24 protein-coding genes are annotated in these 26,684 nt (G+C 65.8%); 10 read left to right on the forward strand and 14 right to left on the reverse strand.

All coding sequences use genetic code 11. From position 1 onward, the window contains the following. Positions 1-81 precede the first annotated feature (81 nt). Both mfd and GEU84_RS02215 read right to left on the reverse strand, forming a co-directional pair. Positions 82-3,561 carry a transcription-repair coupling factor gene (gene mfd, locus GEU84_RS02210; RefSeq protein WP_152823853.1) on the reverse strand — a complete coding sequence of 1,160 codons (3,480 nt, stop codon included), beginning with the start codon at positions 3,559-3,561 and terminating at the stop codon, positions 82-84. Positions 3,562-3,608: 47 nt separating this feature from the next. Then, positions 3,609-4,130, reverse strand: a complete 522-nt coding sequence (locus GEU84_RS02215; RefSeq protein ID WP_152823854.1) for a component of SufBCD complex — start codon at positions 4,128-4,130, stop codon at positions 3,609-3,611. Between the two features lie 193 nt (positions 4,131-4,323). Here GEU84_RS02215 and hemB point away from each other — a divergent pair, with 193 nt between their 5' ends. Both hemB and GEU84_RS02225 read left to right on the forward strand, forming a co-directional pair. After that, positions 4,324-5,328 (forward strand): porphobilinogen synthase, encoded by a 1,005-nt coding sequence (gene hemB / locus GEU84_RS02220; protein WP_152823855.1) that lies wholly within the window; start codon positions 4,324-4,326, stop codon positions 5,326-5,328. Between the two features lie 160 nt (positions 5,329-5,488). Beyond that, on the forward strand, positions 5,489-6,040 hold the full coding sequence (locus GEU84_RS02225; RefSeq protein ID WP_152823856.1) for a lipid-binding SYLF domain-containing protein: 552 nt from the start codon (positions 5,489-5,491) through the stop codon (positions 6,038-6,040). Positions 6,041-6,049: 9 nt separating this feature from the next. Here GEU84_RS02225 and GEU84_RS02230 read toward each other — a convergent pair whose 3' ends face one another. Beyond that, entirely contained in the window at positions 6,050-6,520 is a 471-nt protein-coding gene (locus tag GEU84_RS02230; protein WP_152823857.1) for a GNAT family N-acetyltransferase, read from the reverse strand. Positions 6,521-6,527: 7 nt separating this feature from the next. Continuing rightward, positions 6,528-7,394 (reverse strand): NAD(P)-dependent oxidoreductase, encoded by an 867-nt coding sequence (locus GEU84_RS02235; protein WP_152823858.1) that lies wholly within the window; start codon positions 7,392-7,394, stop codon positions 6,528-6,530. Positions 7,395-7,477: 83 nt separating this feature from the next. Here GEU84_RS02235 and GEU84_RS02240 point away from each other — a divergent pair, with 83 nt between their 5' ends. Beyond that, the gene (locus GEU84_RS02240; RefSeq protein ID WP_152823859.1) at positions 7,478-9,937 is read left to right on the forward strand and encodes a penicillin acylase family protein; all 2,460 of its coding nucleotides are present in this window, start codon (positions 7,478-7,480) and stop codon (positions 9,935-9,937) included. A 20-nt stretch (positions 9,938-9,957) separates the two neighbouring features. Then, complete coding sequence (locus GEU84_RS02245) at positions 9,958-10,446, forward strand: GNAT family N-acetyltransferase (RefSeq protein WP_217438496.1); 489 nt, start codon at positions 9,958-9,960, stop codon at positions 10,444-10,446. Here the strand turns inward: GEU84_RS02245 and hflX are convergent. From hflX to dusB, 9 genes are all read right to left on the reverse strand, one after another. Next, complete coding sequence (gene hflX / locus GEU84_RS02250; protein ID WP_420899258.1) at positions 10,431-11,777, reverse strand: GTPase HflX; 1,347 nt, start codon at positions 11,775-11,777, stop codon at positions 10,431-10,433. The two genes, GEU84_RS02245 and hflX, sit on opposite strands and share 16 nt — an antisense overlap. Positions 11,778-11,779: 2 nt before the next feature. Further along, positions 11,780-12,013, reverse strand: a complete 234-nt coding sequence (gene hfq / locus GEU84_RS02255) for an RNA chaperone Hfq (RefSeq protein ID WP_054303569.1) — start codon at positions 12,011-12,013, stop codon at positions 11,780-11,782. A 142-nt stretch (positions 12,014-12,155) separates the two neighbouring features. Beyond that, positions 12,156-13,634 (reverse strand): TrkH family potassium uptake protein, encoded by a 1,479-nt coding sequence (locus GEU84_RS02260; RefSeq protein WP_420899262.1) that lies wholly within the window; start codon positions 13,632-13,634, stop codon positions 12,156-12,158. Positions 13,635-13,687: 53 nt separating this feature from the next. Next, positions 13,688-15,064, reverse strand: coding sequence for a Trk system potassium transporter TrkA (trkA, locus tag GEU84_RS02265; RefSeq protein ID WP_152823861.1), 1,377 nt, complete (start codon positions 15,062-15,064; stop codon positions 13,688-13,690). A gap of 71 nt (positions 15,065-15,135) precedes the next feature. Next, on the reverse strand, positions 15,136-16,545 hold the full coding sequence (gene ntrX / locus GEU84_RS02270) for a nitrogen assimilation response regulator NtrX (RefSeq protein ID WP_152823862.1): 1,410 nt from the start codon (positions 16,543-16,545) through the stop codon (positions 15,136-15,138). Between the two features lie 8 nt (positions 16,546-16,553). Then, positions 16,554-18,836: an ATP-binding protein gene (locus GEU84_RS02275; protein ID WP_174539267.1), complete on the reverse strand. Its 2,283-nt coding sequence runs from the start codon at positions 18,834-18,836 to the stop codon at positions 16,554-16,556. A gap of 102 nt (positions 18,837-18,938) precedes the next feature. Further along, positions 18,939-20,303: a response regulator gene (locus GEU84_RS02280; RefSeq protein WP_152823863.1), complete on the reverse strand. Its 1,365-nt coding sequence runs from the start codon at positions 20,301-20,303 to the stop codon at positions 18,939-18,941. Continuing rightward, positions 20,303-21,412 carry a two-component system sensor histidine kinase NtrB gene (locus GEU84_RS02285; protein ID WP_152823864.1) on the reverse strand — a complete coding sequence of 370 codons (1,110 nt, stop codon included), beginning with the start codon at positions 21,410-21,412 and terminating at the stop codon, positions 20,303-20,305. The genes GEU84_RS02280 and GEU84_RS02285 overlap by 1 nt, the downstream gene beginning before the upstream one ends. Further along, positions 21,409-22,401 carry a tRNA dihydrouridine synthase DusB gene (gene dusB, locus GEU84_RS02290; RefSeq protein ID WP_174539268.1) on the reverse strand — a complete coding sequence of 331 codons (993 nt, stop codon included), beginning with the start codon at positions 22,399-22,401 and terminating at the stop codon, positions 21,409-21,411. The genes GEU84_RS02285 and dusB overlap by 4 nt, the downstream gene beginning before the upstream one ends. Before the next feature lie 213 nt (positions 22,402-22,614). Between dusB and GEU84_RS02295 the strand changes: the two genes are divergently transcribed. The 3 genes from GEU84_RS02295 to GEU84_RS02305 are packed head-to-tail and all read left to right on the forward strand — an operon-like array spanning position 22,615 to position 24,751. Further along, entirely contained in the window at positions 22,615-23,760 is a 1,146-nt protein-coding gene (locus GEU84_RS02295; RefSeq protein WP_152823866.1) for a bifunctional 2-C-methyl-D-erythritol 4-phosphate cytidylyltransferase/2-C-methyl-D-erythritol 2,4-cyclodiphosphate synthase, read from the forward strand. Beyond that, the gene (locus GEU84_RS02300) at positions 23,757-24,257 is read left to right on the forward strand and encodes a phosphatidylglycerophosphatase A family protein (protein ID WP_152823867.1); all 501 of its coding nucleotides are present in this window, start codon (positions 23,757-23,759) and stop codon (positions 24,255-24,257) included. Before GEU84_RS02295 ends, GEU84_RS02300 begins: the two co-directional genes overlap by 4 nt. Positions 24,258-24,265: 8 nt before the next feature. Then, positions 24,266-24,751: a CinA family protein gene (locus GEU84_RS02305; RefSeq protein ID WP_174539295.1), complete on the forward strand. Its 486-nt coding sequence runs from the start codon at positions 24,266-24,268 to the stop codon at positions 24,749-24,751. A 136-nt stretch (positions 24,752-24,887) separates the two neighbouring features. On the opposite strand, the gene GEU84_RS02310 is transcribed toward GEU84_RS02305, so the two are convergent. Continuing rightward, a complete protein-coding gene (locus GEU84_RS02310) occupies positions 24,888-25,367 on the reverse strand; it encodes a type II toxin-antitoxin system RatA family toxin (RefSeq protein ID WP_152823868.1) in 480 nt (159 codons plus the stop codon). A gap of 70 nt (positions 25,368-25,437) precedes the next feature. Between GEU84_RS02310 and hpt the strand changes: the two genes are divergently transcribed. From hpt to GEU84_RS02325, 3 genes are read left to right on the forward strand one after another with little or no spacing between them, the layout of a single operon-like run. Continuing rightward, complete coding sequence (gene hpt / locus GEU84_RS02315; RefSeq protein ID WP_152823869.1) at positions 25,438-25,983, forward strand: hypoxanthine phosphoribosyltransferase; 546 nt, start codon at positions 25,438-25,440, stop codon at positions 25,981-25,983. Continuing rightward, a complete protein-coding gene (locus GEU84_RS02320) occupies positions 25,973-26,470 on the forward strand; it encodes a mismatch-specific DNA-glycosylase (RefSeq protein ID WP_217438497.1) in 498 nt (165 codons plus the stop codon). The genes hpt and GEU84_RS02320 overlap by 11 nt, the downstream gene beginning before the upstream one ends. Next, positions 26,467-26,646: a hypothetical protein gene (locus GEU84_RS02325; protein WP_152823871.1), complete on the forward strand. Its 180-nt coding sequence runs from the start codon at positions 26,467-26,469 to the stop codon at positions 26,644-26,646. Before GEU84_RS02320 ends, GEU84_RS02325 begins: the two co-directional genes overlap by 4 nt. The last annotated feature ends 38 nt before the right edge of the window (positions 26,647-26,684 follow it).

A 26,684-nucleotide genomic window follows, 5' to 3' on the forward strand; every position in this document is an offset into this window, starting at 1 on the left:
TCCCCGGACCCCTCCCGTGGGATATTTGTGGACAGAAAATGAAGAAAGGACATGGGCGCATGTGGGCATGAACCTGCGGCCTCAGCCCTTGGGCTTCACCACTTTCTCGGCCAGATCGCGGGCTATCGCAAAGGCGCCCTTGATCCGTTCGCCTTCGGTCGACCAGTCGCTGAGGAGCACGATCTTGTTGCCCGCGATCCGCGCGCCGGGCTGGGTCTTGATGAAATCCACCAGACCCGCCGGGTTGGCGAACTTGTCTTGATGGAACTGCACTGTCACGCCCTTTGGCCCGGCATCCAGCTTGGCGATGCCCGCGCGTTTGCACATCGCCTTGATCCGCACCACCAAAAGCAGGGTGTTCACCTCGCGCGGCAGTTCGCCGAAACGGTCGATCAGTTCGGCGGCGAAACCCTCCAGCTCCACCTTTGTGGTCAGGCCCGAGAGGCGCCGGTAGAGGCCAAGGCGCACGTCCAGATCGGGCACAAAGGCCTCGGGGATCAGCACCGGCACGCCAAGGTTGATCTGCGGTGCCCACTGGTCATCGGCGGCGGTCAGCCCGCCAATCTCGCCTGACCTGAGCTTGGCGATCGTTTCCTCCAGCATGGCCTGGTAAAGCTCGTAGCCGACCTCCTTGATATGGCCCGACTGTTCCTCGCCCAGAAGGTTGCCCGCGCCGCGCAGGTCAAGGTCATGGCTGGCCAGGTTGAACCCCGCGCCAAGGCTGTCGAGTGAGCCCAGCAGGCGAAGCCGCTTGGTGGCCTGCGGGGTCAGCGGGCTGCGGGGTTTGGTGGTGAGGTAGGCATAGGCGCGGGTTTTCGCCCGGCCCACCCGGCCCCGGATCTGGTAGAGCTGCGACAGGCCGAACATGTCGGCGCGGTGGATGATCATCGTGTTGGCGGTGGGGATGTCGAGCCCCGATTCCACGATGGTCGTGGCCAGCAGAACGTCATACTTGCCGTCATAGAACTGGTTCATCCGGTCATCCAGATCACCCGCCGCCAACTGTCCGTGGCCGATCACATAGCTGACCTCGGGCACATGGGTTTTCAGGAAATCCTCGATTTCCGGCAGGTCGCTGATGCGCGGCACCACATAGAACGACTGCCCGCCCCGGAAGCGTTCGCGCAGCAAGGCCTCGCGGATCGTCACCGTGTCGAATTCCGACACATAGGTGCGGATCGCCAGCCGGTCCACCGGCGGGGTGGCGATGATCGACAGATCCCGCACCCCGGTGAGGCTGAGTTGCAGCGTGCGCGGAATGGGCGTGGCGGTCAGCGTCAGCACATGCACCTCGGACCGCATTTCCTTCAGCCGTTCCTTGTGGGCCACGCCGAAATGCTGTTCCTCGTCGATCACCAAGAGGCTGAGGTTCTTGAATTTTATCCCCTTGGCCAGCAGTGCATGGGTGCCGATGCAGATATCCACCGTGCCATCGGCCAGACCGGCGCGGGTGGCATTCGCCTCTTTCAGCGGAACGAAACGCGAGAGTTGCCGCACCTGCATGGGAAAGCCCCGGAACCGCTCGGCAAAGCTGCGGAAATGCTGGCGGGCAAGCAGCGTCGTGGGGCAGATCACCGCCACCTGCATGCCCGCCATGGCTGCGACAAAGGCGGCGCGGATGGCCACTTCGGTCTTACCAAAGCCCACATCGCCCACAACCAGCCGGTCCATCGGGCGGCCCGCCTCAAGATCGGCCACCACATCGGCGATGGCCGACAATTGGTCATCGGTTTCCTGATAGGGGAAGCGGGCGGCAAACGCCTCCCACATCTGATGCGGGGCTTCCAGAACGGGGGCATGGCGCAACTGCCGTTCGGCGGCGATGCGCATCAACCGGTCGGCAATCTCGCGGATGCGTTCCTTGAGCTTGGCCTTTTTCGCCTGCCAGGCCCCACCGCCCAGCCGGTCAAGTAGGCCCTCCTCATGGCCATAACGGCTGAGAAGCTCGATATTCTCCACCGGCAGATAGAGTTTCGCCTCCTCGGCATAGTGGATCAGCAGGTAATCATGTGGCGGGCCGGGCTTGTTCGACGGCATCTGCGGCACGCGCAGCGTCTCCAGCCCCATGTAGCGGCCCACGCCATGTTCGACATGCACCACCAGATCGCCGGGTGACAGCGTGTCAACCTCGCGCAGGAAATTCTCGGCCTTGCGGCGTTTCTTGGGTTTGCTGACCAGCCGGTCGCCCAGCACGTCCTGTTCGGAAATCACCGCCAGCCCGGGGGCGACGAACCCCTGTTCCAGCGCCCAGACCAGCAGATAAAGCCCGCCACGGCCCGTGCCATTCTCAAGGCCGGGCACCTCGCGCAGATCGCGGATCGGGGTGGCGCCCAGCACGCCCTGATCCTCCATCAGCCCTTTCAGCCGTTCGCGGGCACCCTCGGACCAGCTTGCAATCACCACCTGCCGGTCGTCGCGCAACGCCTTCAGATGATCGGCCAAGGCCCCGAACAGGCTGATGTTTTCCTGCTGGCGTTCGGCGGCAAAGCTGCGGCCCATGCGCCCGCCCGCATCCAGCACCCCCGGCCCGGGCGATTGTGGGTTGGGCGATAGTTGCACGGTGCGGTGCACGGACAGTGCCGCCTCCCACGCAGCGTCATCCAGATACAAAAGATCCGGGGCCACGGGTTTATAGACCGTATCCAGCCGCCCCTTGGCCGTCAGCGCCTCGCGCCTTGCATCATACTGGTCGGCGATGCCTTCCCAGCGCGACAGGCGGGCGGCGGTCACCTGATCGTCCAGCATCACCGCCGCTTCGGGCAGGAAATCGAACAGCGTTTCCAGCCGGGCGTGGAAGAAGGGCAGCCAATGCTCCATCCCCTGATGCTTGCGGCCTGCCGTCACCGCCTCATACAAGGGGTCATCGGTGCCCGCCGTGCCGAATTCCACGCGGTAGTTCTGGCGAAACCGGCTGATCGCGGCCTCGTCCAGTATCACCTCGGACACCGGGGCAAGTTCGACCACTGTCAGCTTTTCGGTGGTGCGCTGGGTTTCGGGGTCGAACCGGCGCGCGCCGTCCAGCACGTCGCCAAAGAAATCCAGCCGCACCGGCCCACCCCGCCCCGGCGGATAAATGTCGATGATCCCGCCACGAATGGCGAAATCGCCGGGCTCCGTCACCGTGGTGACAGGCGAAAACCCCATCCGCGCCAGATAGTTGCGTAACACGCCCTCGTTCACCCGGTCACCCACGCGGGCGCTGAACGACGCCGCGCGCAACACCTCGCGCGCAGGCAGGCGCTGGGTGGCGGCATTCAGCGTGGTCAGCAGGATGAACGGCCCCGGCACGCCATGCGCCAGTGCCGCCAGCGTGGCCATGCGGCGCGCGCAGATGTCGGGGTTGGGCGAGATGCGGTCATAGGGCAGGCAATCCCAGGCCGGCAGTTCCAGCACCACCGCGCCGGGGGCCATCACCGCCAGGGCGGCGCGCATCGCCTCCAGCCGCTTGTCGTCGCGGGCCACATGCACCACCGGCACACCGCGTGCCAGTTCGCGGGCCAGAAGCCGTGCATCAAAGCCCTCGGGCGCGCCGCCCAGAATGATCCGCGAAACCTGTGTCATGCCGCCTGACTTATCCGACGCTGCGCCCGCGTCAACCCGGGCCACCGCTACAGCGCACTGACCGACAGGTTCTGATACATGCCCCAGAGCGCGGTAAAGAAGATCGCCACCATGCCGATGCCCTGCGTGGTCAGCCGGTGGTGCAACAGCAAGCGGTGCATGTCGGCCCCTTCGGGGCGCAACGCCTCTACCCGGGCAGCGGCGCGCAGCGTAAGGCCGCCCACCAGCGTCATCGGGGCCATCAGACAGAACACCGCCTGCGCGAATTCCTGCCCATAGACAAAGCCCAAGAGGAACAGCGCCGACACCAGCATGGCCACCAGCCCCACCAGCCACATTCCCGCCCGCCGCACGATATACAGCATCCGGTCAGCGTTGATGCGCACCATGCTTTCCATATCGGCCTGCACCCGCCCGCCGCTGCGTTTGGCGCGCAGGATCAGGTCATAGGGCACGCCCAGCACCCAGTGGCTTGCCGTGGACCACAACACCGCCAGCGCGATCCAGAACCACATGTTCGAGAACGACCGCGTGTCAATGAACTCGAATACCGTTTCATACCATTCCAACGCGGCCCTGCCCCTGTTTCACCGGCACCTTTGCCCCCCGGCAGCGCCTTCCCGGCATTCCTACTCTTGAGCCACGCGCTTTTCCATGGCAGGCAGGAAATATTCGCGTCCGGGCGCAGGTCTGCCACGCGGTTGCCCAACCCCGCGCCACATCTTGCGCCAGATCGACCGATCCGCCAGCCGAAAGTCCGCCATGCGCCCGATCCAAGCCGCCTATCCCGCCGCCCGTTTCCGCCGTGTCCGCCGCACCGATGCGCTGCGGCGGCTGACGCAGGAAAACCTGCTGGCCCCCGGCGATCTGATCTGGCCGCTGTTCGTGCGCGACGGGGTGGATGTGGTGGAACCCATCGCCTCCATGCCCGGGGTGGCGCGGCTGTCGGTTGACCGGGTGGTGCGCGCGGCGGAAGAGGCGGCGGAACTGGGCATTCCCGCCGTCTGCCTGTTTCCCTACACCGCCGCGGATTTGCGGACCGAGGATTGCGCCGAGGCCTGGAACCCCGACAACCTGGCCAACCGCGCCATCCGCGCCATCAAATCCGCCGTGCCACAGATTGCCGTGATGACCGATGTGGCGCTGGACCCCTACAACATCAACGGCCATGACGGGCTGGTGCGCGATGGCATCATCCTGAACGATGAAACGGTGGAGGCGCTGGTGAAGATGGCGCTGGCGCAGGCCGAGGCGGGGGCCGACATCCTTGGCCCGTCTGACATGATGGATGGCCGCATCGGCGCGATGCGTTGGGCGCTGGAGGGGGCGGGCCACAAGGATGTGGCGATCCTCAGCTATGCCGCCAAATATGCCAGCGCCTTCTACGGCCCGTTCCGCGATGCGGTGGGGGCATCCGGGCGTCTGGTGGGTGACAAGAAAACCTATCAGATGAACCCCGCCAACAGCGACGAGGCCCTGCGCCTGATCGAGCGTGACCTGATGGAAGGCGCCGACATGGTGATGGTGAAACCCGGGATGCCCTATCTCGATATCTGCCGCCGGGTGAAGGACACGTTCGGCGTGCCGACCTATGCCTATCAGGTGTCGGGCGAATATGCGATGATCCGGGGTGCGGCCGAGCGTGGCTGGATCAACGGCGAGGCCGCGATGATGGAAAGCCTGATGGGCTTCAAACGCGCGGGCTGCGACGGGATCCTCAGCTATTTTGCCCCTGCCGCCGCGCGGCTTTTGAGCGGCCTTACCTGAACGCAGGGGCAAACTCTTGCCCAGCCTGCGGCATTTTGCCGATCTCGCCGATGACAGGCGCGGCAAACTGCGGTAACATGCGCGCCAAGGGGCACAAGACCCCGGAACCGGACCGGGGCAGGCGTGTCCACCCCGGCCAGAGGCGGTAAAGGGTAGTGATATGACAGTCAACAGACGCATTCTTCTGGGCGGCATCGGGGCGTCGCTGGCGCTGGCAGCCTGCGGCAACGGCGTGGGCGGCAACGGCGCGCAGACCATCGACGCGCGGGTCGATACCACGCGCGATTTCCTGTTCAGCCGCTATCCCGGCACGCAGGAACTGTCGCGTCAGGCATTCGGCGTGCTGTATATGCCGCTGGTCACAGAGGCGGGATTCGGCATCGGCGGGGCCTATGGGCGCGGCGCGTTGCGCATCAATGACGTGACGGTGGATTATTATTCCACCACCCGCGCCACCATCGGGTTCCAGATCGGCGCACAGCAATATGCCCATGCGCTGTTCTTCATGACCGAAGGCGCGCTGGGTGATTTCCGCCGTGGCAGCGGCTGGGCCGCCGGGGCCGACGTGCGCTATGCCACGCCGGAACAGGGTGCGAGCCTTGGCAAGGAAACCACCGAGATCGAGCCGGTGATCGCGCTGGTGTTTGGCCAGTCGGGCCTGATCGCAGGGGCCACGCTGGCCGGTGTGAAATACACGCGGATCATTCCGTAAGGCTGTGCGTCAGGCCCGGGGGGTGATGTTCATCGACATCACCTTTTCGCCTTCCTCCCAGCGCCCGGTCCAGCGAAAGCCCAGGCTTTCATAAAACCCCTGCGCGCTGTGCGGCACATCGCTCACGCCGCAGGTCAGGCGCGGGCAGCCCCAGTCCTGCGCCACGGCAACAGCCATGCCGATGGCCGTCCGGCCATGGCCGTGGCCCTGATGTTCGGCGGCGATCATCAGACGCCAAAGATAGGCCGCGTCATGATCGTCATCCGGTTTGTGGAACGGGTATTCGCGGGGATGGACCATGGCCATCAGCCCGACCGGCACCGCACCCAGCCACAGCCCCCAGACCCGCGACCCCGGCTCGAACGGGGCCTCGGCAAAGGTTTTCATGTTGGACGACACAAGGTCGCGCTGGCCGGGATGAACCGACAGGTGCATCAGCGCAAACAGGGTGTCGCGAGTGACGATGCGCCGTTCCAGCACCACCGCCTCAGCGCGTCAGCCGCTTGATCAGCGACGAAGTATCCCAGCGCCCGCCGCCCATCTGCTGCACGTCCTTGTAGAACTGGTCGATCAGCGCGGTAATGGGCAGGCTTGCCCCGATGTCATCCGCCGTTGCAAGGCAAATGCCCAGATCCTTTCGCATCCAGTCCACCGCGAAACCATAGTCGAACTTGCCGTCCAGCATGGTGGCGTGGCGGTTCTGCATCTGCCAGCTGCCAGCCGCCCCCTGCGAAATCACCTCGACCACGGCGCGGCCATCAAGCCCCGCCTTCTGGCCGAAGGCCAGCGCCTCGGCCAGACCCTGCACCAGCCCGGCGATGCAGATCTGGTTCATCATCTTGGCCAGTTGGCCCGCGCCACTGTCGCCCAGACGGCGGCAGATGCGGGCGTAAGCGGCGATCACCGGCTCGGCAGCGGCATAGCTGGCCTCCGCGCCGCCGCACATCACCGAAAGCACGCCGTTTTCCGCCCCCGCCTGCCCGCCCGATACCGGCGCATCGACAAAGCCAAGGCCCAGGCCTGCCGCTTCTGCCGCCAGTTCGCGCGTCACCTGCGCCGACACGGTGGTGTGATCGACCAGCACCGCGCCCGGCGCCATGCCTGCAAAGGCCCCCTCCGGCCCGCGACAGACCGCGCGCAGGTCGTCGTCATTGCCCACGCAGGTCATCACGAATTCCGCCCCCGCCGCCGCACCGGCTGGCGTCGCCTGTGACGTGCCCCCGTGCCGGGCCACCCATTCCGCCGCCCGGGCCGGGTTGCGGTTGTAGACCGTCACCTGATGCCCCTTGGCCACCAGATGCCCCGCCATGGGAAAGCCCATGACCCCCAGCCCGATGAATGCAACTTTCGCCATTCCGCCGCCCCTGCAATTGCCCCTTGGTCCGGGATCGACTAGGTAACGATCTGTCCTTCGCCGTCAAGAACAGGCCCCACACCATGATGCTCATCTTCCGTTGGCTGTTGCGTCTGTTTTCGGGGCTGGTGGTGCTGGGCCTGCTGGCGCTGATGTTCAGCTATTACTTCCTGTCACGGTCCCTGCCCGATTATTCCGAGGATTTCGCGCTGCCGGGCATCACCGCCCCGGTGGAGATCGTGCGCAACAACGCCAATGTGCCGCATATCTTTGGCGCGAACGATGCCGATGTGTTCTATGCGCTGGGGTTCGCCCATGCGCAGGACAGGCTGTGGCAGATGACCATGCTGCGCCGCACCGCGCAGGGGCGGCTGTCAGAGGTGTTTGGTGAGCGCACGGTGAAGATCGACGAACTGCTGCGGCGGTTCGACATCTACAATCTGGCGATCCGGTCACTGGATGCGCAGGATGCGGCCACCCGCACCGCGCTGGAGGCCTATGCCAATGGCGTGAACGCCTGGATCGGCCAGGTGAATGCCGATGCGCGGGGCCGTGGTGCGCCGGAGTTCTTTTTGTTTTCCAACGAGATCGCGGTCTGGCAGCCGGCGGATTCGCTGGCGATCATCAAGCTGATGGCGCTGCAACTGTCGTCGCATCTGGAATCCGAGGTGCTGCGCGCCCGGATGTCGCTGCTGCTGCCCGACACACGGCTGCGCGACATCCTGCCGGATGATCCGGGCACTGGCGTGACCACCCTGCCCGATTACGCCAGCCTTGTGCCGGGCGTCAGGCCCAGCTTTGAACCCCTGCGCATGGCCGAAGACCCGCTGTCGCCGTTTCACCGCCGGGCCTTTGCCGGGGCGTCGAATTCCTGGGCTGCGGCCCCCACGCGGTCGGCGGCGGGCGGCACTTTGCTGGCCAATGACCCGCATCTGGGCTTTACCGCGCCGACGCTGTGGTATCTGGCGCGGCTGGAACTGCAATCGGGCGGGGTGATCGGGGCCACCATCCCCGGGATGCCGGTGGTGCTTGCGGGACGGTCCGAGGATCTTGGCTGGGCGCTGACCTCCAGCTATCTCGACGATCAGGATCTGTATATCGAAGAGGTCAACCCCGCCAACACCGAGGAATACCGCACCCCCGATGGCTGGAAGGCGTTCGAAACCCGGCGTTCCATCATCACGGTGAAGGATGCAGAACCCGTCACCATCACCCTGCGCTGGACCGACAACGGCCCGGTGCTGCCGGGTTCCCACTATGATCTGGCCTCGGTCACGCCGCCCGGCCATGTGGCGTCGCTGGCCTGGACGGCCTTCAGCCCCGCCGACACCTCGATGACCTCGGCGATGCGGCTGATGGCGGCCAAGACCACCGATCAGGCGATTGCGGCGGGCGAATTGTTCGTGGCCCCGTCGCAGAACCTGATGCTGGCCGACCGGGGCGGGATCGCGTTCCAGATGATCGGGCAGATGCCCGCGCGTGACGCCGCGCACCAGTCGCAGGGCCGCCTGCCCAGCCCCGGCTGGATTGCGGCGAACCGCTGGCAAGGCACCCTGCCCTACACCGACAACCCGCGGGTTCAGGCCCCCGAAACCGGCATTCTGGGCAACACCAACAACAAGACGGTGGATCGCCCCTTCCCGCAGCATGTGTCGTTTGACTGGGGCGATACGCAGCGCATCCAGCGCTGGCTGGGCCTGATGAAAACCCGCGAGGTGCATACCCGCGAAAGCTTCATCGAGGCGCAGCTGGATACCGTCAGCGTCATGGCGCGCGGCTTGTTGCCGCTGATCGCCGCTGATCTGTGGTTCACCGGCGAGGCGGCACCCGATGGCACACCCGAACGCCTGCGCCAGCGCGCGCTGGAGATCCTGGCAGAATGGAACGGCGAGATGAACGAACATCTGCCCGAACCCTTGATCACGATGGCCTGGCTGCGCGCGGTGCAGGACCGGCTGATCCGGGATGAACTGGGCCCGATGGCCGATGAATTCACCCATGTGGAGCCCGTGTTCATCGACCGGGTGTTCCGCAACACTGATGGCGCGGCGGTGTGGTGCGACATCATCCAGTCATCGCCGGTGGAAACCTGCACCGAGATTGCCCGGCTGGCGCTGGATGACGCGCTGCTGGCGCTGACCGAACGCTATGGCCCGAACATCGAAAGCTGGCGCTGGGGCGACGCGCATCAGGCGACCCACGACCATCCGGTTCTGGGCGAGGTGCCCCTGCTGCGCTATTTCGTCAACATCCGCCAATCCACCAGCGGCGGCGACGACACGCTGATGCGCGGTCGCACCAAGGGCAGTCTGCCAGACCCGTTCCTGAACGTGCATGGCGGCGGCTATCGCGGGGTCTATGATTTCGCCGACCCCGACAGTTCGGTGTTCATCAGCGCCACCGGCCAGTCAGGCCACCCGCTGTCGCGCTATTACGACAATCTGGGCGAGCTGTGGCGGCGCGGCGAATACATTCCCATGTCGCTGGACCCGGAGCTTGCGCGCGCGGCGGCGGTGGGCATCACCCGGCTGTCCCCTGAATGATCCTGCTGACGCCTCGATTGATGCTGCGCCGCGCAAGGCCCGATGATCTGGCGGCGCTGCACCGCGTGCTGTCGCACCCTGCCGCCATGCGCTATTGGTCCACGCCCGAACATGAGACTCTGGCGCAGACCCAGGCGTTTCTGGCCGACACGATCGCTGCGGGGGCAGCGGGCCAGTCGGATGAATTCCTGCTGGAATATGACGGCACGGTGATCGGCAAGGCCGGCGCCTGGCGGCTGCCCGAGATCGGCTACATCCTGCACCCCGACCACTGGCGCAAAGGGCTGATGGATGAGGCTTTGCGCGCCGTCATTCCGCATCTGTTCGCCCGGCACACCATGGACGCGCTGACAGCCGAGGCTGATCCGCGCAACGCCGCGTCACAGAAACTGCTGGCAAAGATGGGGTTCCATGAAACCCGCCGCGCCGAACGCACGCTGCAATGGCGCGACGAATGGTGCGATTCGGTGTATTTCGCCCTGCCGCGCACCGCTTACAGCGCGCGGTAGCGGCCTTCCTGCCGTTCTGTCCAGCGCACGGTCAGGGCATAGCCCTCATCGCCCTGCACCTCGTCCTGCACCACACCTTCGGCATGCAGCCAGGCGCGGCGGCGGCCATCGGCAAAGCCAAGGATCAGGGTTTCGTCGCGGGTCACTTCCTCGAACACGGTGGAAATGGCGGACAACAGCCCGTCCAGCCCCTCGCCCGTCAGCGCGGAAATCGCAAATATCCGGTCAGATTTCGCGGCCTGCGCCACCAGCGCGTCGCGCATCACGCCCTGCACCAGATCCAGCTTGTTCCAGATCTCGAACTGCGGCGTCGCAGCCTTCACCCCCAGCGAGGTGAGAATATCCATCACATCCGCCGCCTGTTCCGCCGATTCCGGGTGGGCGATGTCGCGCACATGCAGGATCAGGTCGGCCTCCAGAACTTCCTCCAGCGTGGCGCGAAACGCCGCAACCAGTTGCGTCGGCAGGTCGGAAATGAACCCCACGGTATCGGATGCGATGATCTTGCGGCCCGCAGCCCCATCCCTGCCCGGCAGCGTCACGCCCCGCATCGTGGGGTCCAGCGTGGCGAAAAGCATGTCCTTGGCCAGCACGTCGGCCCCGGTCATCCGGTTGAACAGCGTGGATTTTCCGGCGTTGGTGTAACCCACCAGCGCCACCAGCGGAAACGGCACCTTGCGGCGCGCCGCGCGGTGCAATTCGCGCGTCTTGCCCACCTTGTCCAGCTGCCGCTTGATGCGCAGCACCTGATCGTCAATCGCCCGCCGGTCGGATTCGATCTGGGTTTCCCCCGGCCCGCCGACAAAGCCGAAACCGCCGCGCTGGCGCTCAAGGTGGGTCCAGGCCCGCACCAGCCGCGTGCGCTGATAGCTGAGGGCAGCCAATTCCACCTGCAACACACCCTCGCGTGTGCGGGCGCGATCGGCAAAAATCTCCAGTATCAGCCCGGTCCGGTCGAGGAGTTTCACCCCCCATTCCTTTTCCAGGTTGCGCTGCTGCACCGGGCTGACCGGGCCGTCAACCAGCACCAGCCCCGCATCCAGCGCCGCCATCCGCGCTTTCAGCTCCTCCACCTTGCCCGAACCGAACAGCATGCCGGGCGTCGGTTTGCCCAGCCGCACCACCTCGGCCCCCACCACGTCCATGTCGGGCAGGGCGGCGGCCAAAGACACGGCCTCGGCCAGCCCATGTTCGGGCAGGCGGCGCGAGCGGTCGGATTTCAGATCGGGATGCAGCACATAGGCGCGCATCGGCTCCGCCTTGGTGGAGCCGTCGAATTTGTCGAACAGGGCCGCGAGTGCCCCGTCGTCACCGTCCTCGGGATCGGTCAATGTCAGTCTTCACCTTCATAAAGGTTGATCGGCGCGCCCGGCATGATGGTGGATATCGCATGCTTGTAGACCAGCTGCGACTGGCCATCCCGGCGCAAGAGCACGCAGAAATTGTCAAACCAGGTGATCACGCCCTGCAACTTCACCCCGTTGATCAGAAATATCGTCACCGGAACTTTCGCTTTTCTGACATGATTCAGAAAGGCGTCCTGCAAATTCTGTTTATCGGCAGCCATTGTTTTTTTGCCTTTTTTTGGTCCCGCGTCCTTTACCCCGTTTTTCCGGCTGTCATCCGACGGTGCAGAACCAAGTATGAAACGCAACTGCGGGAGATTCCAGCCCAAAAAACAGCCCGTTAACAGGGCTTACACCCGCGTGTCATTTGCGCCAGCCGTCGGGCGCCAGCAGCGCAAGGATGGCCAGCGTCTCCATCCGGCCCAGCACCATCGCGGCGGCCAGCACCGCCTTGGCCCATGGCCCGAGGTCCGCCCAGGCAATCGGCACTTCGGCGGCCATGTTGGCAAGCTGCCCCGTGGTGGTCAGCGCGGCAATGGCCAGCACCAGCGCGGGTTCGAAACCGATGCCCGCCAGCGCCAGTGCCGCCGTGACAATGGCGATGGAAAAGGCGAACAGCATGAAGAATATCCAGGCCACATAGGCGCCCTGCCCGCGCAGCCGCCGCGCGGTCGCCCCCTCGCCGCCGATGGAATTGGGGTGCACGATACGCTCCAGTTCCCGCTCGGCATGGCGGAACAGCGCATAGACCCGCAGCAGCTTCACCCCGCCCGCCGTGGTGGCCACCCCGCCACCCACCAACGCCAGCCCCAAAAGTATCAGCCCCGGCGTGTTCAGCCCCGACCAGCTGCGCGCGGCATCCCAGTCGGCGCTTTCATATCCGGTGGTGGTCAGGAACGACAGGGTGGTGAACAAGGCCCCCCACAGCGCGCGGCCCGCCGCCGCCAGATTCTGCACCTCTTCCGTCTCGATGGCGCCCAGCCAGTGCCGCAGGAACAGCACCAGCGGCACCGCCACCAGAAAGAATGCGGCCATCCGCACCTCGGGGTCGCGGCGGAACGGGGTCGAACGGTCTACCATCACCGCGCCGGGAAAGGCGCGGCGGCTGACGGCCACGATCAGGAACAGGAAGATCAGCGTCTCGCCCGCCAGCCCGGAGGTAGACCCGCCCGGCCCCTGCACCGGCGATATGCCACTGGTCGAAAGCGTGCCCATGGCATGACAAAGCGCGGTCAGCCCATCCTCGCCCGCCACCAGCAGCAACACCCACAAGGCCAGCGTCAATCCGCCATAGGCGGGAAACAGTGCCAGCGTATAGCGCGTGATGCGTTCCGACGGGTCGGCGATGCGGGTGATCTGGCTGGTGCCGACCGCGCCGCGCCCCGGGGCCTGCCCGGTGATCACCTCAATCCCGCCCAGGCTCATCGGGGCCAGCACCGCCACCGCCGTCACCAGCACGAAAAACCCGCCCAGCCAGCCCGCCAGCGCCCGCCACAGATGCACCGAGGGCGGCAGCCGCCCCGGGGTGTCATAAAGCGTGGCCCCGGTGGTGGTGAAGGACGACATCATCTCGAACCAGGCGTTCAGCAGCGACGTGTCGGGGACCGCCTGATGAAACGGCAGCGCCATCATTACCGGCAGCACCAGATAGGCCCCCAGCAGCGCCCCCAGATGGCTGCGCGCCACGTTGCGCGGGTGGTAATTCGCGGTGGCGATGCCGATCATCGCGGTAAAGATCAGCAGCACCGCGCCGCCGTAAAAGAACGGCCGCGCCACGGCATGCGTGCCCAGCACCAGCGCATGTGCGGCGGGCACGAACATGGCCAGCGCCGCAATCCCCATCAGGATCACCAAAAGCGGCAGATCGAGAATGCGCTGCAACACCTTGTCCGCCTTCAGAAAAAGTCGATGGAGACCTGCAACAGCCGCTCCACCTCGGGCACGTCCTTGGCCATGCTGAACAGCGCGATGATGTCACCCTCCTCGACCCGCAGGTCGCCGGTGGGTTTCAGCACCTTGTCGCCCTTCATCACCGCGCCCACCAGCACGCCTTCGGGAAATTCGATGTCGCGGATATGCCGCCCGGCCAGCGGCGAGGTGCCCAGCACCTGCGCCTCGATCACCTCGGCCTCGGCATCGCCGATGGAATAGATCTCGCGCACCCGGCCATGCCGGATATGCCGCAGGATCGAACTGACGGTGGTGGCACGCGGGTTGATATAGGCGTCGATGTCCAAAGGCCCCATCAGCGGCACAAGGGTGGGGTCGTTCACCAGCGCGATGGCCATCGGGCAGCCCGCCGATTTGGCCCGCACCGCCACCAGCAGGTTGGTCTTGTCGTCATCCGTCACCACCAGCACCGCATCGGCACGGTCGATGTTGGCCTCCATCAGCAGGTCCATGTCCATGCCGTCGCCATGCAGCACGATGGTGCGTTCCAGCGCATCGGCGGCACGTTCGGCGGTGGCGCGGTCTTTCTCGATGATCTTGGCGCGCACCCGGTCGGTGCGGGCCTCCAGCGCGCGGGCTACGCCCAGACCCACGTTGCCGCCGCCGATGATGACGATGCGTTCCTGCTTTTTCGTCGCCTTGCCAAAGATATCCAGCGTGCGGTTGATGTCTTCGGAATGGGCAAAGACATAGACCTGATCATGGGCGAACAACTGATCCGCCGAGTCGGGCACGAACAGCCGTTCCTCGCGCCGCACCCCCACCACGATGGCCCGCAGGGTGGAAAATATGTCGTTCAATTGCCGCAGTGACGTATTCAGCACCGGGCAATCGGCATCCAGTGCGATGCCCAGAAGCTGCGCCTTGCCGCCCATGAAACTTTCGGTGTCAAAGGTGGCCGGTGCCGCCAGACGTTGCAATGCCGCCTCGGCCACCTCTTTTTCCGGGCTGATCACCACGTCGATGGGCAGATGGTCGCGCCGGTAAAGATCGGCATAGATCGCGTCCAGATAGCTTTGGCTGCGCAGGCGGGCGATTTTGCGGGTGATGCCGAACACCGAATGCGCCACCTGACAGGTGACCATGTTCACCTCGTCGGAATGGGTGGCGGCGATGATCATGTCGGCATCGCGCGCGCCCGCCCGGGCCAGCACATCGGGATAGCTGGCAAAGCCCACGATGCCCTGCACATCCAGCGTATCCGTCGCCCGGCGCACCAGATCGGCGTTGTAATCCACCACCGTCACATCGTTGCGTTCCCCCGACAGGTGCCGGGCAATCTGCCAGCCCACTTGCCCCGCGCCGCAGATGATCACCTTCATGTCAGCGTCTCCGATGCCCTGTGCTGGCCTTCATTGGCAGATGCATGGGGTGGGGTCAACGCGGGGCGCGGTCACTCCTCCTCCTCGTCATCCTCCAGCCTTGCCATGCGCCCGCCCGCCTTGGCCGTTGTCACCACACCCAAGGATTTCAGCTTGCGGTGCAGGGCGCTGCGTTCCATGCCCACAAAGCTGGCGGTGCGGCTGATATTGCCGCCGAAACGGTTGATCTGCGTCAGCAGATATTCCCGTTCGAACAATTCGCGCGCCTCGCGCAGCGGCAGGGTGGCCAAAGCGCCGCCCAGCACCAGCCGCCCCTCGCCCTCGGGCGCCGCCTCGCGCCCCGGCAGTTCGCGCGCCTCGATCGGGCCATGGCCATCGCCCAGGATCAGCACCCGCTCGATCACGTTGCGCAACTGGCGCACGTTGCCGGGCCAATGCATCGTCTGCAACATCGCTTCGGCATCCGGGGTCAGTTCGCGCAGGGGCAGGCCTTGGGTGCGATGGAACATCTCGATGAAATGCCGCGTGAGTTCGGGAATATCCTCGCGCCGCTCCTCCAGGCTGGGCACGGCGATGGGCACCACGTTCAGCCGGTCATACAATTCCTGCCGGAAGCGGCCCGCGCCGATTTCCGACCGCAGATCGCGCGTGGTGGATGATATGACCCGCAGGTCAACCCGCACCTTGTCAGACCCGCCCAGCCGGGTGAACTGCTGCTCCACCAGCACCCGCAGGATTTTTGATTGCGTGCCCAAGGGCATGTCGGCCACTTCGTCGAAATAGACCACCCCGCCATGCGCCTGTTCCAGAAGGCCCGGCTCTACCCCCCGGTCGGTGGTTTCGCGGCCGAACAGCACCTCTTCCATCCGCTCCGGTTCGATCGCGGCGGAGGATACCGAGATGAAGGCCGCCGCCGCCCGGTTGGAATGCGCATGGATGAACCGCGCGGCCATTTCCTTGCCAGACCCCGCAGGCCCGGCCAGCATCACCCGCCCGTTGGATTTCGTGACCTTTTCCAGCTGCGCCTTCACCGCCTTGAACGCAGGCGATGACCCCAGCATTTCGGATGCGGTCACATCACGCCGGCGCAATTCGCTGTTTTCGCGGCGCAACCGGCTGGTTTCCATCGCGCGGCTGACCACCACCATCAACTGATCAATGTTGAACGGCTTTTCGATGAAATCGTAGGCCCCCTGCTTTATCGCGGCCACCGCGATTTCAATGTTGCCATGGCCGGAAATGATGACCACCGGCACATCGGGGTTGTCACGCTTCACGGTTTTCAGAATGTCGATGCCGTCCATCCGGCTGTCCTTCAGCCAGATGTCGAGGATCATCAGGCTGGGCGGTTCGGCATTGATCTCGGCCATGCAATCGTCGGAATTGCCCGCCAGCCGCACCGCAAAGCCCTCGTCGCGCAGGATGTCGCCAATCAGTTCCCGGATATCGCGTTCGTCATCGACGATAAGAATGCTGCTCATGTTGTCCCTCATGGGTCTGATGTCGTGCGGCCCGCTGCGGGGCCTGATGTCTTGGCTCCCCGCGCGCGGGTGGCGCGCAGGCTGCGGGGCAGACGGATTTCCGCCATCGCCCCCCGGTGGCTGTTGCCGTCAAAAGGCGGCGCATCGGCCAGAACCAATGTGCCGCCATGTTCCTCGATGATCTTTTTCACGATGGGCAGGCCCAGACCAGTGCCCTTTTCGCGCGTGGTCACATAAGGCTCGAACAATCGCGCGCGGTCGGGCGGCAGGCCGGTGCCATTGTCGGCGATGCGGATGATGGCCGCGTCGGGCGTCACCTCCAGCGAGACACGGATTTCAGGGGCGAAACCGGGTGGCGCGCCCTTTTCCATAAAGGATTCAATCGCTTCGCCCGCGTTCTTTATCAGGTTTGTCAGCGCCTGCCCGATCATCGTGGCATCCAGATCCATCAGCAGCGGCGCGTCGGGCAGATCGGCGGCCAGCCGCACATCGGGCAGGCCCACATCCTGCAACACCACCGCATCGCGCAGGATCGCCACCAGATCCTGCTCGCGCCGGTCGGGTTCGGGCATGCGCGCGAATTTGGAGAATTCATCGACGATGCGGCGCAGGTCATTGGTCTGGCGGATGATCACATCGGCATATTGATCAAGATCCGCCGGTTCGGCCACCTGCCCCCGGAACTTGCGCTTGATGCGTTCGGCCGACAGGGCGATGGGCGTCAGCGGGTTCTTGATCTCATGCGCGATGCGGCGGGCCACGTCGCCCCAGGCGGCCATGCGCTGCGCCGATACCAGATCGGTCACATCGTCGAATGCCACCACATAGCCTTCAAGCCCGCCGTCGCCCGCGCGGCGTTCCGACATGCGCACCAGCAGACTTTCCATGCGCCCCTTGCGCGTCAGGCGGATTTCCTCCTGCACCGCCTGGCCGTTGCCGCTGCGCAGCCGGTCCAGCAACGCGGCAAATTCCGGCACGGCGACCGACAGCGCCAGATCGGCCGTTCCATCGGGAATATCCAGCAGCCGTTCGGCGGCGCGGTTCACAAACCCCACGCGCCCCTCGGCATCCAGCCCGATCACCCCCGCCGTCACCGATGACAGCACAGAGTCAAACAGCCGCCGCCGCCGTTCGGTCTGGGCGTTGGTGGCCACCAAAGCCTCGCGCTGGCCCTTCAACTGCCGGGTCATCTGGTTGAACAGGCGGCCCAGCATGGCAATCTCGTCGTCGCCCTCTTCCTCGACCACCTGCACATCCAGATCGCCCGCGCCCACCCTTTGCGCCGCCCCCGCCAGCCGCCCCACGGGCCGCGACAGCCGTTCGGCAAACCACAGCCCCAGCCAGATCGCCGCCAGTATCAGGATCAGCGCAAAGCCCAGATACAGCAGGCCGAATTCGAACAGCGTGCGCCCGCGTTCCTGTTCCAGTTGCTGATACAGCCGCACGGTTTCGCGCGTTTCGTCCAGCAGGCTGAGGATGGAGCCATCGACATTGCGCGAGACGTAAAGATAGCGGTCGGGAAACGCCTCCAGATGCACCAGCGCGCGGAATTCGTTGTTGGCCCAATCTTCGATGATCACCGTTTCACCGGCGCGGGCCCGTTCAATATCGGCGGCGATGGGCTGTTCAAAATCAAAGAGATAGCTGTTTTCGCCCCGTGTGCGCAGCATGCCGCCGCCGTCGATAAGGAACGCCTCGCGCAGGCCGCGCTGCACCAGTGTCTGCCCTTGCGTCAAAAGCGGGCGCAACTGGTCGTCCTGCAGGAAGAACTGCGATTGCTTGGCCACGTTCAGATAGGCGGCCAGCGCCTGCGCGTCTTCCGTCAGGTCGCGGTGATGTTCGGCCTGATAAGCCTCGGCGGCGGCCAGCGAGGTGCCCACAACCGCGCGCACCCGGTCGGAAAACCAGCCCTCCAGCCCCACATTCACCGTCAGCACGGCAAATACGGCCACCAGAACCGTGGGGATCAGCGCCAGCAGCGCAAACACCCCCGTCAGCCGCAGATGCAGCCGTGATCCCGCCGAGGCGCTGCGCCGGTCGGCTACCATGCGCGCCACCCGCGCCAGCACCATGGCCGCCACCACCAGCACATAGATCAGGTCGGCCAGCAGGATCAGCCGCAGCAGGGGCGAGCCCGCCCCCTGGTTGAGCGGCCCCAGCGCCAGAAACGTCGCCAGCGCCAGCAAAGGCCCCAGCAGCACAAGGCCGAATGTCATCGCCGTCTGAAACCGCCGCTGGCGGCGCAGACGGGTCAGCTTTACCCAAGTGTTGCTGCGCGCAGCGCTTCGCACGAAATCCTAGCCCTTCATGCGGGCGACGATTCGCCCCCGACTGCCATATATTGTAGGCGTCGCCGGGCTAGTTCCCTGCGCGTCACGCCGCCTGTTGCTGTTTTACATCAGCTTGCGGCGACGAGTCACGCGAATATCCAGATCGGTGATCTTCTTTCGCAGCGTGTTCCGGTTGATGCCCAGAAGGTCGGCGCATTTGGCCTGATTGCCCGCCGTGGCGTCCAGCGCGATCTCGATCAGCGGGCCTTCGACCTCACGCAGGATGCGCTGATATACGCCGGGCGGGGGCAAAGCCCCGCCATGCAGGTCGAAATACCGCTTCAGATGCCGGGCGACGGAAGCCGACAATTTCTCGCCCTCGCCCCCGCCTTTCAGCGGCTCCATCGCGGGCTGGTTGCCCAGCACAGCCTCCACCTCGGCCTTGGTGATTTCCACCTCGGCTGATGTCACCATCAGGCGCCGCAGGGTGTTTTCCAGTTGGCGCACGTTGCCGGGCCAGGAATAGGCGCGCACCAGATCACGCGCCTCGTTCGACAGGCGGCGGGTTGACCCCATGTCACGCTCGCCCCGCGCCAGAAAGTGATCGGCCAGCAGGGGGATGTCGTCGACCCGTTCGCGCAGGCTGGGCACATGCAGCGTCACCCCGCCCAGCCGGTAGAACAGATCCTGCCGGAACGCGCCGCCCTCCATCCGGGCCGAAAGGTCGGTCTGGCTGGTGGCCATGATGCGCGGGGCGTTGTCGCCCATCTGGTCCAGCATGCGCACGATGCGGGCCTGTGTGTCATCGTCGTAATCGGCCACCTCGTCGAACACGAGGCTGCCGCCCTTGGCCCGCGCCATCAGGCTTGATGGCCCGTCCATCCCTTGCAGATCACCCGCCTGCGCCACCACGAAAGGCTGCGTGCGGCGGTCGGAAAAATCATGGATCGCCCGGGCGATCAGGCTTTTGCCGGTGCCCGATTCGCCAGTGATCAGCACCGCCAGATCGGTGTTCATCACCCGCGCCACCAGCCGGTAAAGCGCCTGCATCGCCGCCGTGCGGCCCACCAGCGGCAGGTCGTCGCCGCCTTCGCGCGGCACCACCACGCGGGCGGGCGCGCGGCGTTTCAGATCCAGCGCGCGGGCCGATCGTTTCATCAGGTCGGGCAGATCGAAGGGTTTGGGCAGGTAATCATAGGCCTCGGCCTCGGCGGCCTGAATCGCCGTCATGATGGTGTTCTGCGCCGAAATCACGATCACCGGCAGGCCGGGGCGCATCTTGCCGATGCGGGGCAGCGCCTCCAGCCCGTTGCCGTCGGGCATGATCACGTCGGAAATCACCAGATCGCCCTTGCCCTCTTCCACCCAGCGCATCAGCGTCATCAGGCTGGATGTCGCATGAACCTTGCAGCCCGCCCGGGTCAGGGCCTGGGTCAGCACCGTGCGTATCGTGCGGTCGTCATCCGCGACCAGAACCGTGCCATCCATCAGTTGCCCTCCATTTCGTGCAGCGCCATGTTCCGGGGCGCAACCGGCAGCGACACACGGAACACCGTGCGCCCGGGAACCGAATCGACGGCAATCCAGCCGCCGTGGTCGGAGATGATTTTCGACACCAGCGCCAAGCCCAGCCCCGTGCCATTCTCGCGCCCCGACACGAAAGGCTCGAATATCGCCCCCGCGATCTCGGGCTTTATGCCGGGGCCGTCGTCGATGATTTCCACCTGCAGGGGCAAGGGGTTGCCCGTGCCATCCTTGCGCCGCAGCCGCAGCGACAGGTCATAGAAACTGCGCAGCCGGATCGTGCCGCCCTCGGGCCCTGCCGCCTCGGATGCGTTCTTGATCAGGTTCAGGAACACCTGCATCAACTGATCCGGGTCGGCGAATGTGGCGGGCAGCGAGGGGTCGTAATCCTCGACAATCGCCATCTTGGCCGCAAAGCCCACCATCGCCGATTTGCGCGCGCGGTCCAGCGCGTCGTGGATGTTCACCGCGCGGCGTTCTGGCGGGCGCAGGTTGCCGAACTGTTCCACCTGTTCCAGCAGCTTCACGATGCGACGGGTTTCCTCGACGATCAGGTCGGCCAGCTCGCGGTCTTCCGGGCCAAGGCTCATGCTGATCAGCTGCGCGGCCCCCGAAATGCCCGCCAGCGGGTTCTTGATCTCATGCGCCAGCATTTCCGCCATGCCGATGGCCGAACGCGCCGCCGTCTTTACCGCCGTTGCCCGGCCCAGCCGGTCGGCGATTTCGCGGGGCGAGATCAGCAGCATGATGATGTCGGGGTTGTCGTTCATCGGCGCGATCTGGATGTTGCACTGCACCGGGGGCTTTTCGCCGGTGGTCACATCCACATCATTGATGAAAAGCGCCGACTGGTTGGCGCGGGCGCGGGCAAAGGCCTCGTCCATCGGGGCGTCGATCAGCAGCCGGTCGAATGCGGGCTGGCCCTTCAGGCTTTTGTCGGATGCGTTCAGGAACTGTTCCGCCGCCGGGTTCGTCTCGATGATCTTGCCCTTGATGTCGATCAGGAAGGCAGGCACCGGCAGGCTGGCCCAGATCACGCCCGGCACCGGATAGGGCGAGCGATAGGTGCTCATGCCGCCACCCTTTCCTGTTGCGCGAAGGCGGCGTGCAAGGCGCGGATCACCTGCGCGGGCGCGTCAAGCGTCACGATGCCTGCGCGCAGATGGTCCAGCCCCGCCACCGACAGATACCAGCCCAGATGCTTGCGGGCCACGCGCAGGCCCAGATCGGTGCCGTAGAACGCCAGCATCGCCTCGTAATGCGTGCAGATCATGTCGGCCAGCGCGGCCCCCTGCGGCACCACCGGCGCGGGCAGCCCGTAAACATCGGCGGCAATCTGCGCCAGCGCCCAGGGCCGCCCCTGCGCCCCGCGCCCCACCATCACGCCATCGGCACCCGACGCCGCCAGCGCCGCCCGCGCCGTCGCACTATCAACAATATCGCCATTGGCGATGACCGGAATGCCCACCGCATCCTTCACCGCGCGGATCGCCGCCCAATCGGCCTGCCCGGTGTAGAACTGGCAACGCGTGCGCCCGTGGATCGTGACCATGCGCACCCCGGCACCTTCGGCCCTGCGGGCAATCTCGGGGGCGTTCAGCAGGCTGTCATCCCAGCCCAGCCGGGTTTTCAGCGTCACCGGCACATCCACCGCATTCACCACCGCCTCGATCAGCCGCAGCGCCAGATCAGGCTCGCGCAGCAGCGCCGATCCGCAGGCACCGTTGCCGCTGGCGGATGTAACCTTTTTCGCCGGGCACCCCATGTTGATGTCGATCACCCGCGCGCCCTGCCCTGCGACATAGCGCGCGGCCTCGGCCATCCAGTGCGGATCGCGGCCCGCAAGCTGCACCGCCGTATTGGCCAGACCAAAGCCCAGCTCGGCGCGGGCACGCGCGACGGGCTTTGCCTGCACAACCTCCTGGCTGGCCACCATTTCCGACACCACCAGCCCGGCACCAAAGCTCGCCACAAGGTTGCGGAACGGCAGGTCGGTAATGCCCGCCAGCGGAGCCAGCAGAACAGGCGGGTCGAGTGAAACCGTGGCCATGCGGAGTGACACTTGCCTATTCCTTGTGCGTCAACGTCTGACCTAAGCCTGCAATCGGAGGATGACAAACAAACTCCCTCTGCAAACCGGCTGAAAAACGTGCTTTGCCTAAATTATGTGCGTTCGCGATCAAATCCTGCCCCTCTGCAAGGCACAAGCAGCGGGGCCATTGATTGTCAGCCCTTCTGCTATGGCCTACAGATGGGGGCGATGGGTGAAACGACAATGACAACCGCTGCAATCATCGTGGCCGCCGGGCGTGGAACGCGCGCCGGGGGCGACCTGCCGAAGCAATGGCAGCCGCTGGCCGGCCAGCCGGTATTGGCGCATGTGCTGGCGGTCTTTGCCGCCCATCCGGGCATTGATCGTGTGGTGCTGGTGATCCACCCCGAAGACCGCGCCCGGGCCGGCACGCTGGCCCTGCCCTGCGATCTGGTGCATGGCGGGGCCACGCGCGACGCGTCGGTGCGCAACGCGCTGGAGGCGCTGGCGGGCGCTGGCGTGGCGCGGGTGCTGATCCATGACGGCGCGCGCCCGCTGGTGACACCCCAACTGATCGACCGGTTGCTGGCGGCGCTGCACGCAGCACCCGGGGCCGCGCCTGCCCTGCCGGTCAGCGATGCGCTGTGGCGCGGCGCGATGGGCCGGGTGGCGGGCACGCAAGACCGCGCGGACCTGTTTCGCGCACAAACGCCGCAGGCCTTCCATTTTGACGCCATCCTTGCCGCGCATCGCGGCTTTCGCGGCATCGCGGCGGATGATGTCGAGGTGGCCCGTGCGGCGGGGCTTGACGTGGCGATTGTAGAGGGCGACGAGAACAATCTGAAACTCACCTACCCCGGCGATTTCGCCCGCGCCGCGCGGCTGATCACGGCGCGACAGGAGGCTGCGATGGATATCCGCACCGGCAACGGCTTTGACGTGCACCGCTTTGGCCCCGGCGATCAGGTCTGGCTGTGCGGCGTGTCCGTGCCGCATGATTTCGGGCTGGTGGGCCATTCCGATGCCGATGTGGGCATGCATTCCCTGACCGATGCGATCTATGGCGCGCTGGCCGAGGGCGACATCGGCCAGCATTTCCCGCCATCCGACCCGCAGTGGAAAGGCGCGGCCTCGCATATCTTTCTGGCGCATGCGGTGGGGCGGGCGCAGGCGCGCGGCTTTCGCCTGACGCATGCCGATGTGACCCTGATCTGCGAATACCCCAAGATCGGCCCGCATGCCGCCGCGATGCGGGCGGCGCTGGCGGGCATCATGGGGGTAGAGGTGGACCGCGTGTCGGTAAAGGCCACCACATCGGAAAAGCTGGGGTTCACCGGCCGGGGCGAGGGCATCGCGGCCATGGCCACGGCCACGTTGGTGCAGGCATGAGCCGGCTTTTGACGACATTCTTCGGCGCGGGGCTGCTGCGCCCGGCGCCCGGCACCTGGGGGTCTTTGGCGGCACTGGTGCTGGGGCTGGCGATTGACAGTTTCCTGGGCTTTCCGCTGCTGGTCATCGCCACCATCGCCGTCACGCTGCTGGGTTTCTGGGCCTGCGAGCAGGAATTGCGCGACCGTCACGGCGAAGACCCGTCAGAGATTGTCATCGATGAAGTGGCAGGCATGTGGATCGCCCTTCTGTTCCCCGCTGCGGCCTTCTGGTGGCGCGGCACCGACGACTGGGCGCTGAACGCCTGGCCGGGTTGGGTGGCGGCCTTTGTGTTCTTCCGGCTGTTCGACATATGGAAACCCTGGCTGGTGGGCCGGGCCGACCGGCGGCACGATGCGGCGGGGGTCATGCTGGATGACCTCTGGGCCGGGCTGTTCGCCGGGGTGGCCACGATTGTCACCGGCATCCTGTGGCATCTGCCGATGGTGATGGGTTGACGGCGGCCCTGCTGGCCCCCCGCCTGATTGATCTGGCCCGGACTAGGGGCGTGAAAATCGCCACCGCGGAAAGCTGCACCGGCGGGATGATCTCGGCCGCGCTGACCGATCTGGCGGGATCGTCCGACATGTTCGACCGGGGGTTCGTCACCTATTCCAACGCGGCCAAGATGGCCATGCTGGGCGTGCGGGCCGAAACGCTGAGCGCCTTTGGCGCGGTGTCGGAACAGGTGGCGGCGGAAATGGCGGCGGGCGCGCTGGCGCGGTCTGATGCGGCGCTGGCGGTATCCGTCACCGGCATTGCCGGCCCCGGCGGATCAGAATTCAAACCCGAGGGCCGGGTATGTTTCGGTCTGGTCATGACCGGGTGGAACGTGACCGGGCGGGCCACAGCCACCGAAACGGTGGAGTTCGGGCCGCTGGGCCGTGGCAAGGTGCGCATTGCCACGGTCGATCACGCGCTGACGCTGCTGCTGGCGGCGTTGGAGCGGTAGTTGGGCGGGATCGCCCGGCGCCATGGCAGAGGCCTCCGGCGGGGATGTTTTGAGACAGAAAATGTTGGGGCGCGGCATTGCCTGCACGCGCGGGGCCGAGCGGCGGGCCCGCGCCGGGTGCGCCCCTGCGATCACATCACCCCTTTGCCGCAGCCGGCCCGTAAAGCGCCGCGGCCCGCCGTTCGAACGCGCGCACGATGCGCAGCATCGCCTCGTTGAACACCACACCGATGATTCCCTGCAGAATCGCGTTGCGGAATTCGAAATCGACGAAAAACTCCACCTCGCAGCCACCTTCGGCCCGGTCGCGGAAGCCCCAGGTCGATCGCATGTGCCGGAAAGGACCATCGAGATATTCCGTCTCGATGCGCCTTGCCCCCGGCCACAGCGTCACGCGGCTGCCGAATCTCTCGCGGAACACCTTGAAGCTGATGACCAGATCGGCCTCCATCACCTCTCCGGCCTCGCCCTGCGGCCCGGTGACGGGCGTGCGCGAGCGGATGCGCGCGGCGGCATTCCACGGCAGGAACTGCGGGTAGGATGCCACATCCGCCACCAGATCATACATCTGCTGCGCGGTGTAGGGCAGAACCCTTGTTTCGTGGTGCTGTGGCATCGGCGGTCCTTGGGCGCGTGACTTGGGCTTGGGTATTGGGTAAACCGGGTCGGGAATTCAAGGGGGTGCCATGCCGCAGCGACCATATGTGATCGACCGGATGATCACGGCCAAGGCCATCGCGGCAAGGGTCGAGGCACTGGCGCGTGACATCACCGCGCATTTCGCGGGCACCGACAAGCTGGTGGTGGTGGGCCTCTTGCGCGGGTCTTTCGTGTTCATCGCCGATCTGGTGCGCGAACTGGACCTGCCGGTCGAGGTCGATTTCATGGAAGCCTCGTCCTATGGCGACACGATGACCTCCAGCCGCGAGGTGCGCATCCTGAAGGATCTGCGCGGCGAGATTGCCGGGCGCGATGTGCTGGTGGTGGAGGATATCGTGGATACCGGGTTCACCCTGTCGCATGTGCTGCACCTGTTGCGCGCGCGCGGCCCGGCAAGGATCGAGGTTTGCGCCCTGCTTGACAAGCCCACGCGGCGCGAAGTTGACATCCGCGCCACCTGGACCGGATTTGAAATTCCCGATGAATTCGTGGTGGGCTACGGCATCGACTTTGCACAGCGCAACCGCAACCTGCCCTATATCGGCAAGGTGCGCTTTACCGATGCTGGCTGACCATCTGGCCCCCGGTCTGGCCATCATCTTTTGCGGCACGGCGGTCGGCGCGGCCTCGGCCCGGGCGGGGCATTACTATGCCGGGCCGGGCAACCTGTTCTGGCCGCTGCTGGCCGAAACCGGGCTGACGCCGCGCAAGCTGGCCCCGCAGGAGGATCATCTGTTGCCCGGTTTCGGGCTGGGCCTGACCGATCTGGCCAAGGGCGTGGCCGGGCAGGATGCCGCCATTCCCCGGGCGGCCTATACGCCCGAACGGGTGCTGGCACTGGCACTGCGCTGGCAGCCCCGCGCGCTGGCCTTCACCAGTCTGGCGGCGGCGCGCATCGGTCTGGGCAACCGGCATCTGTGCGCCGGGCGGCTTGAGGCAGATGTGCGCCTGCCCGGGGTCGCTTTGTGGTCGCTGCCCTCGCCCTCGGGGCTTGCACGCGGCCATTTCCGGCGCGGGCCATGGGATGATCTGGCGGCATGGCGAAAGGAATTGCGATGAACCTGGTCTGGCTGATGCGCATGGCGCGTTGGGCGCGGCATCCACCCTCGTGGGGGCGGGTCAAGCTGGTGGCGGCGGTGGTCGCGCTCTGCCTGCTGCTGGTGGGGATCGAGGTGTTCCTGGGCTGGCCCGACTGGCTGACCACCCATGGCGGCGGGCGGCCCGTCAGACCCTGATCACGCAATCGGCGGTGGCAATCTGGCCGCGCCGGGTT

Source organism: Fertoeibacter niger (assembly GCF_009380135.2).
Classification (GTDB): domain Bacteria; phylum Pseudomonadota; class Alphaproteobacteria; order Rhodobacterales; family Rhodobacteraceae; genus Fertoeibacter; species Fertoeibacter niger.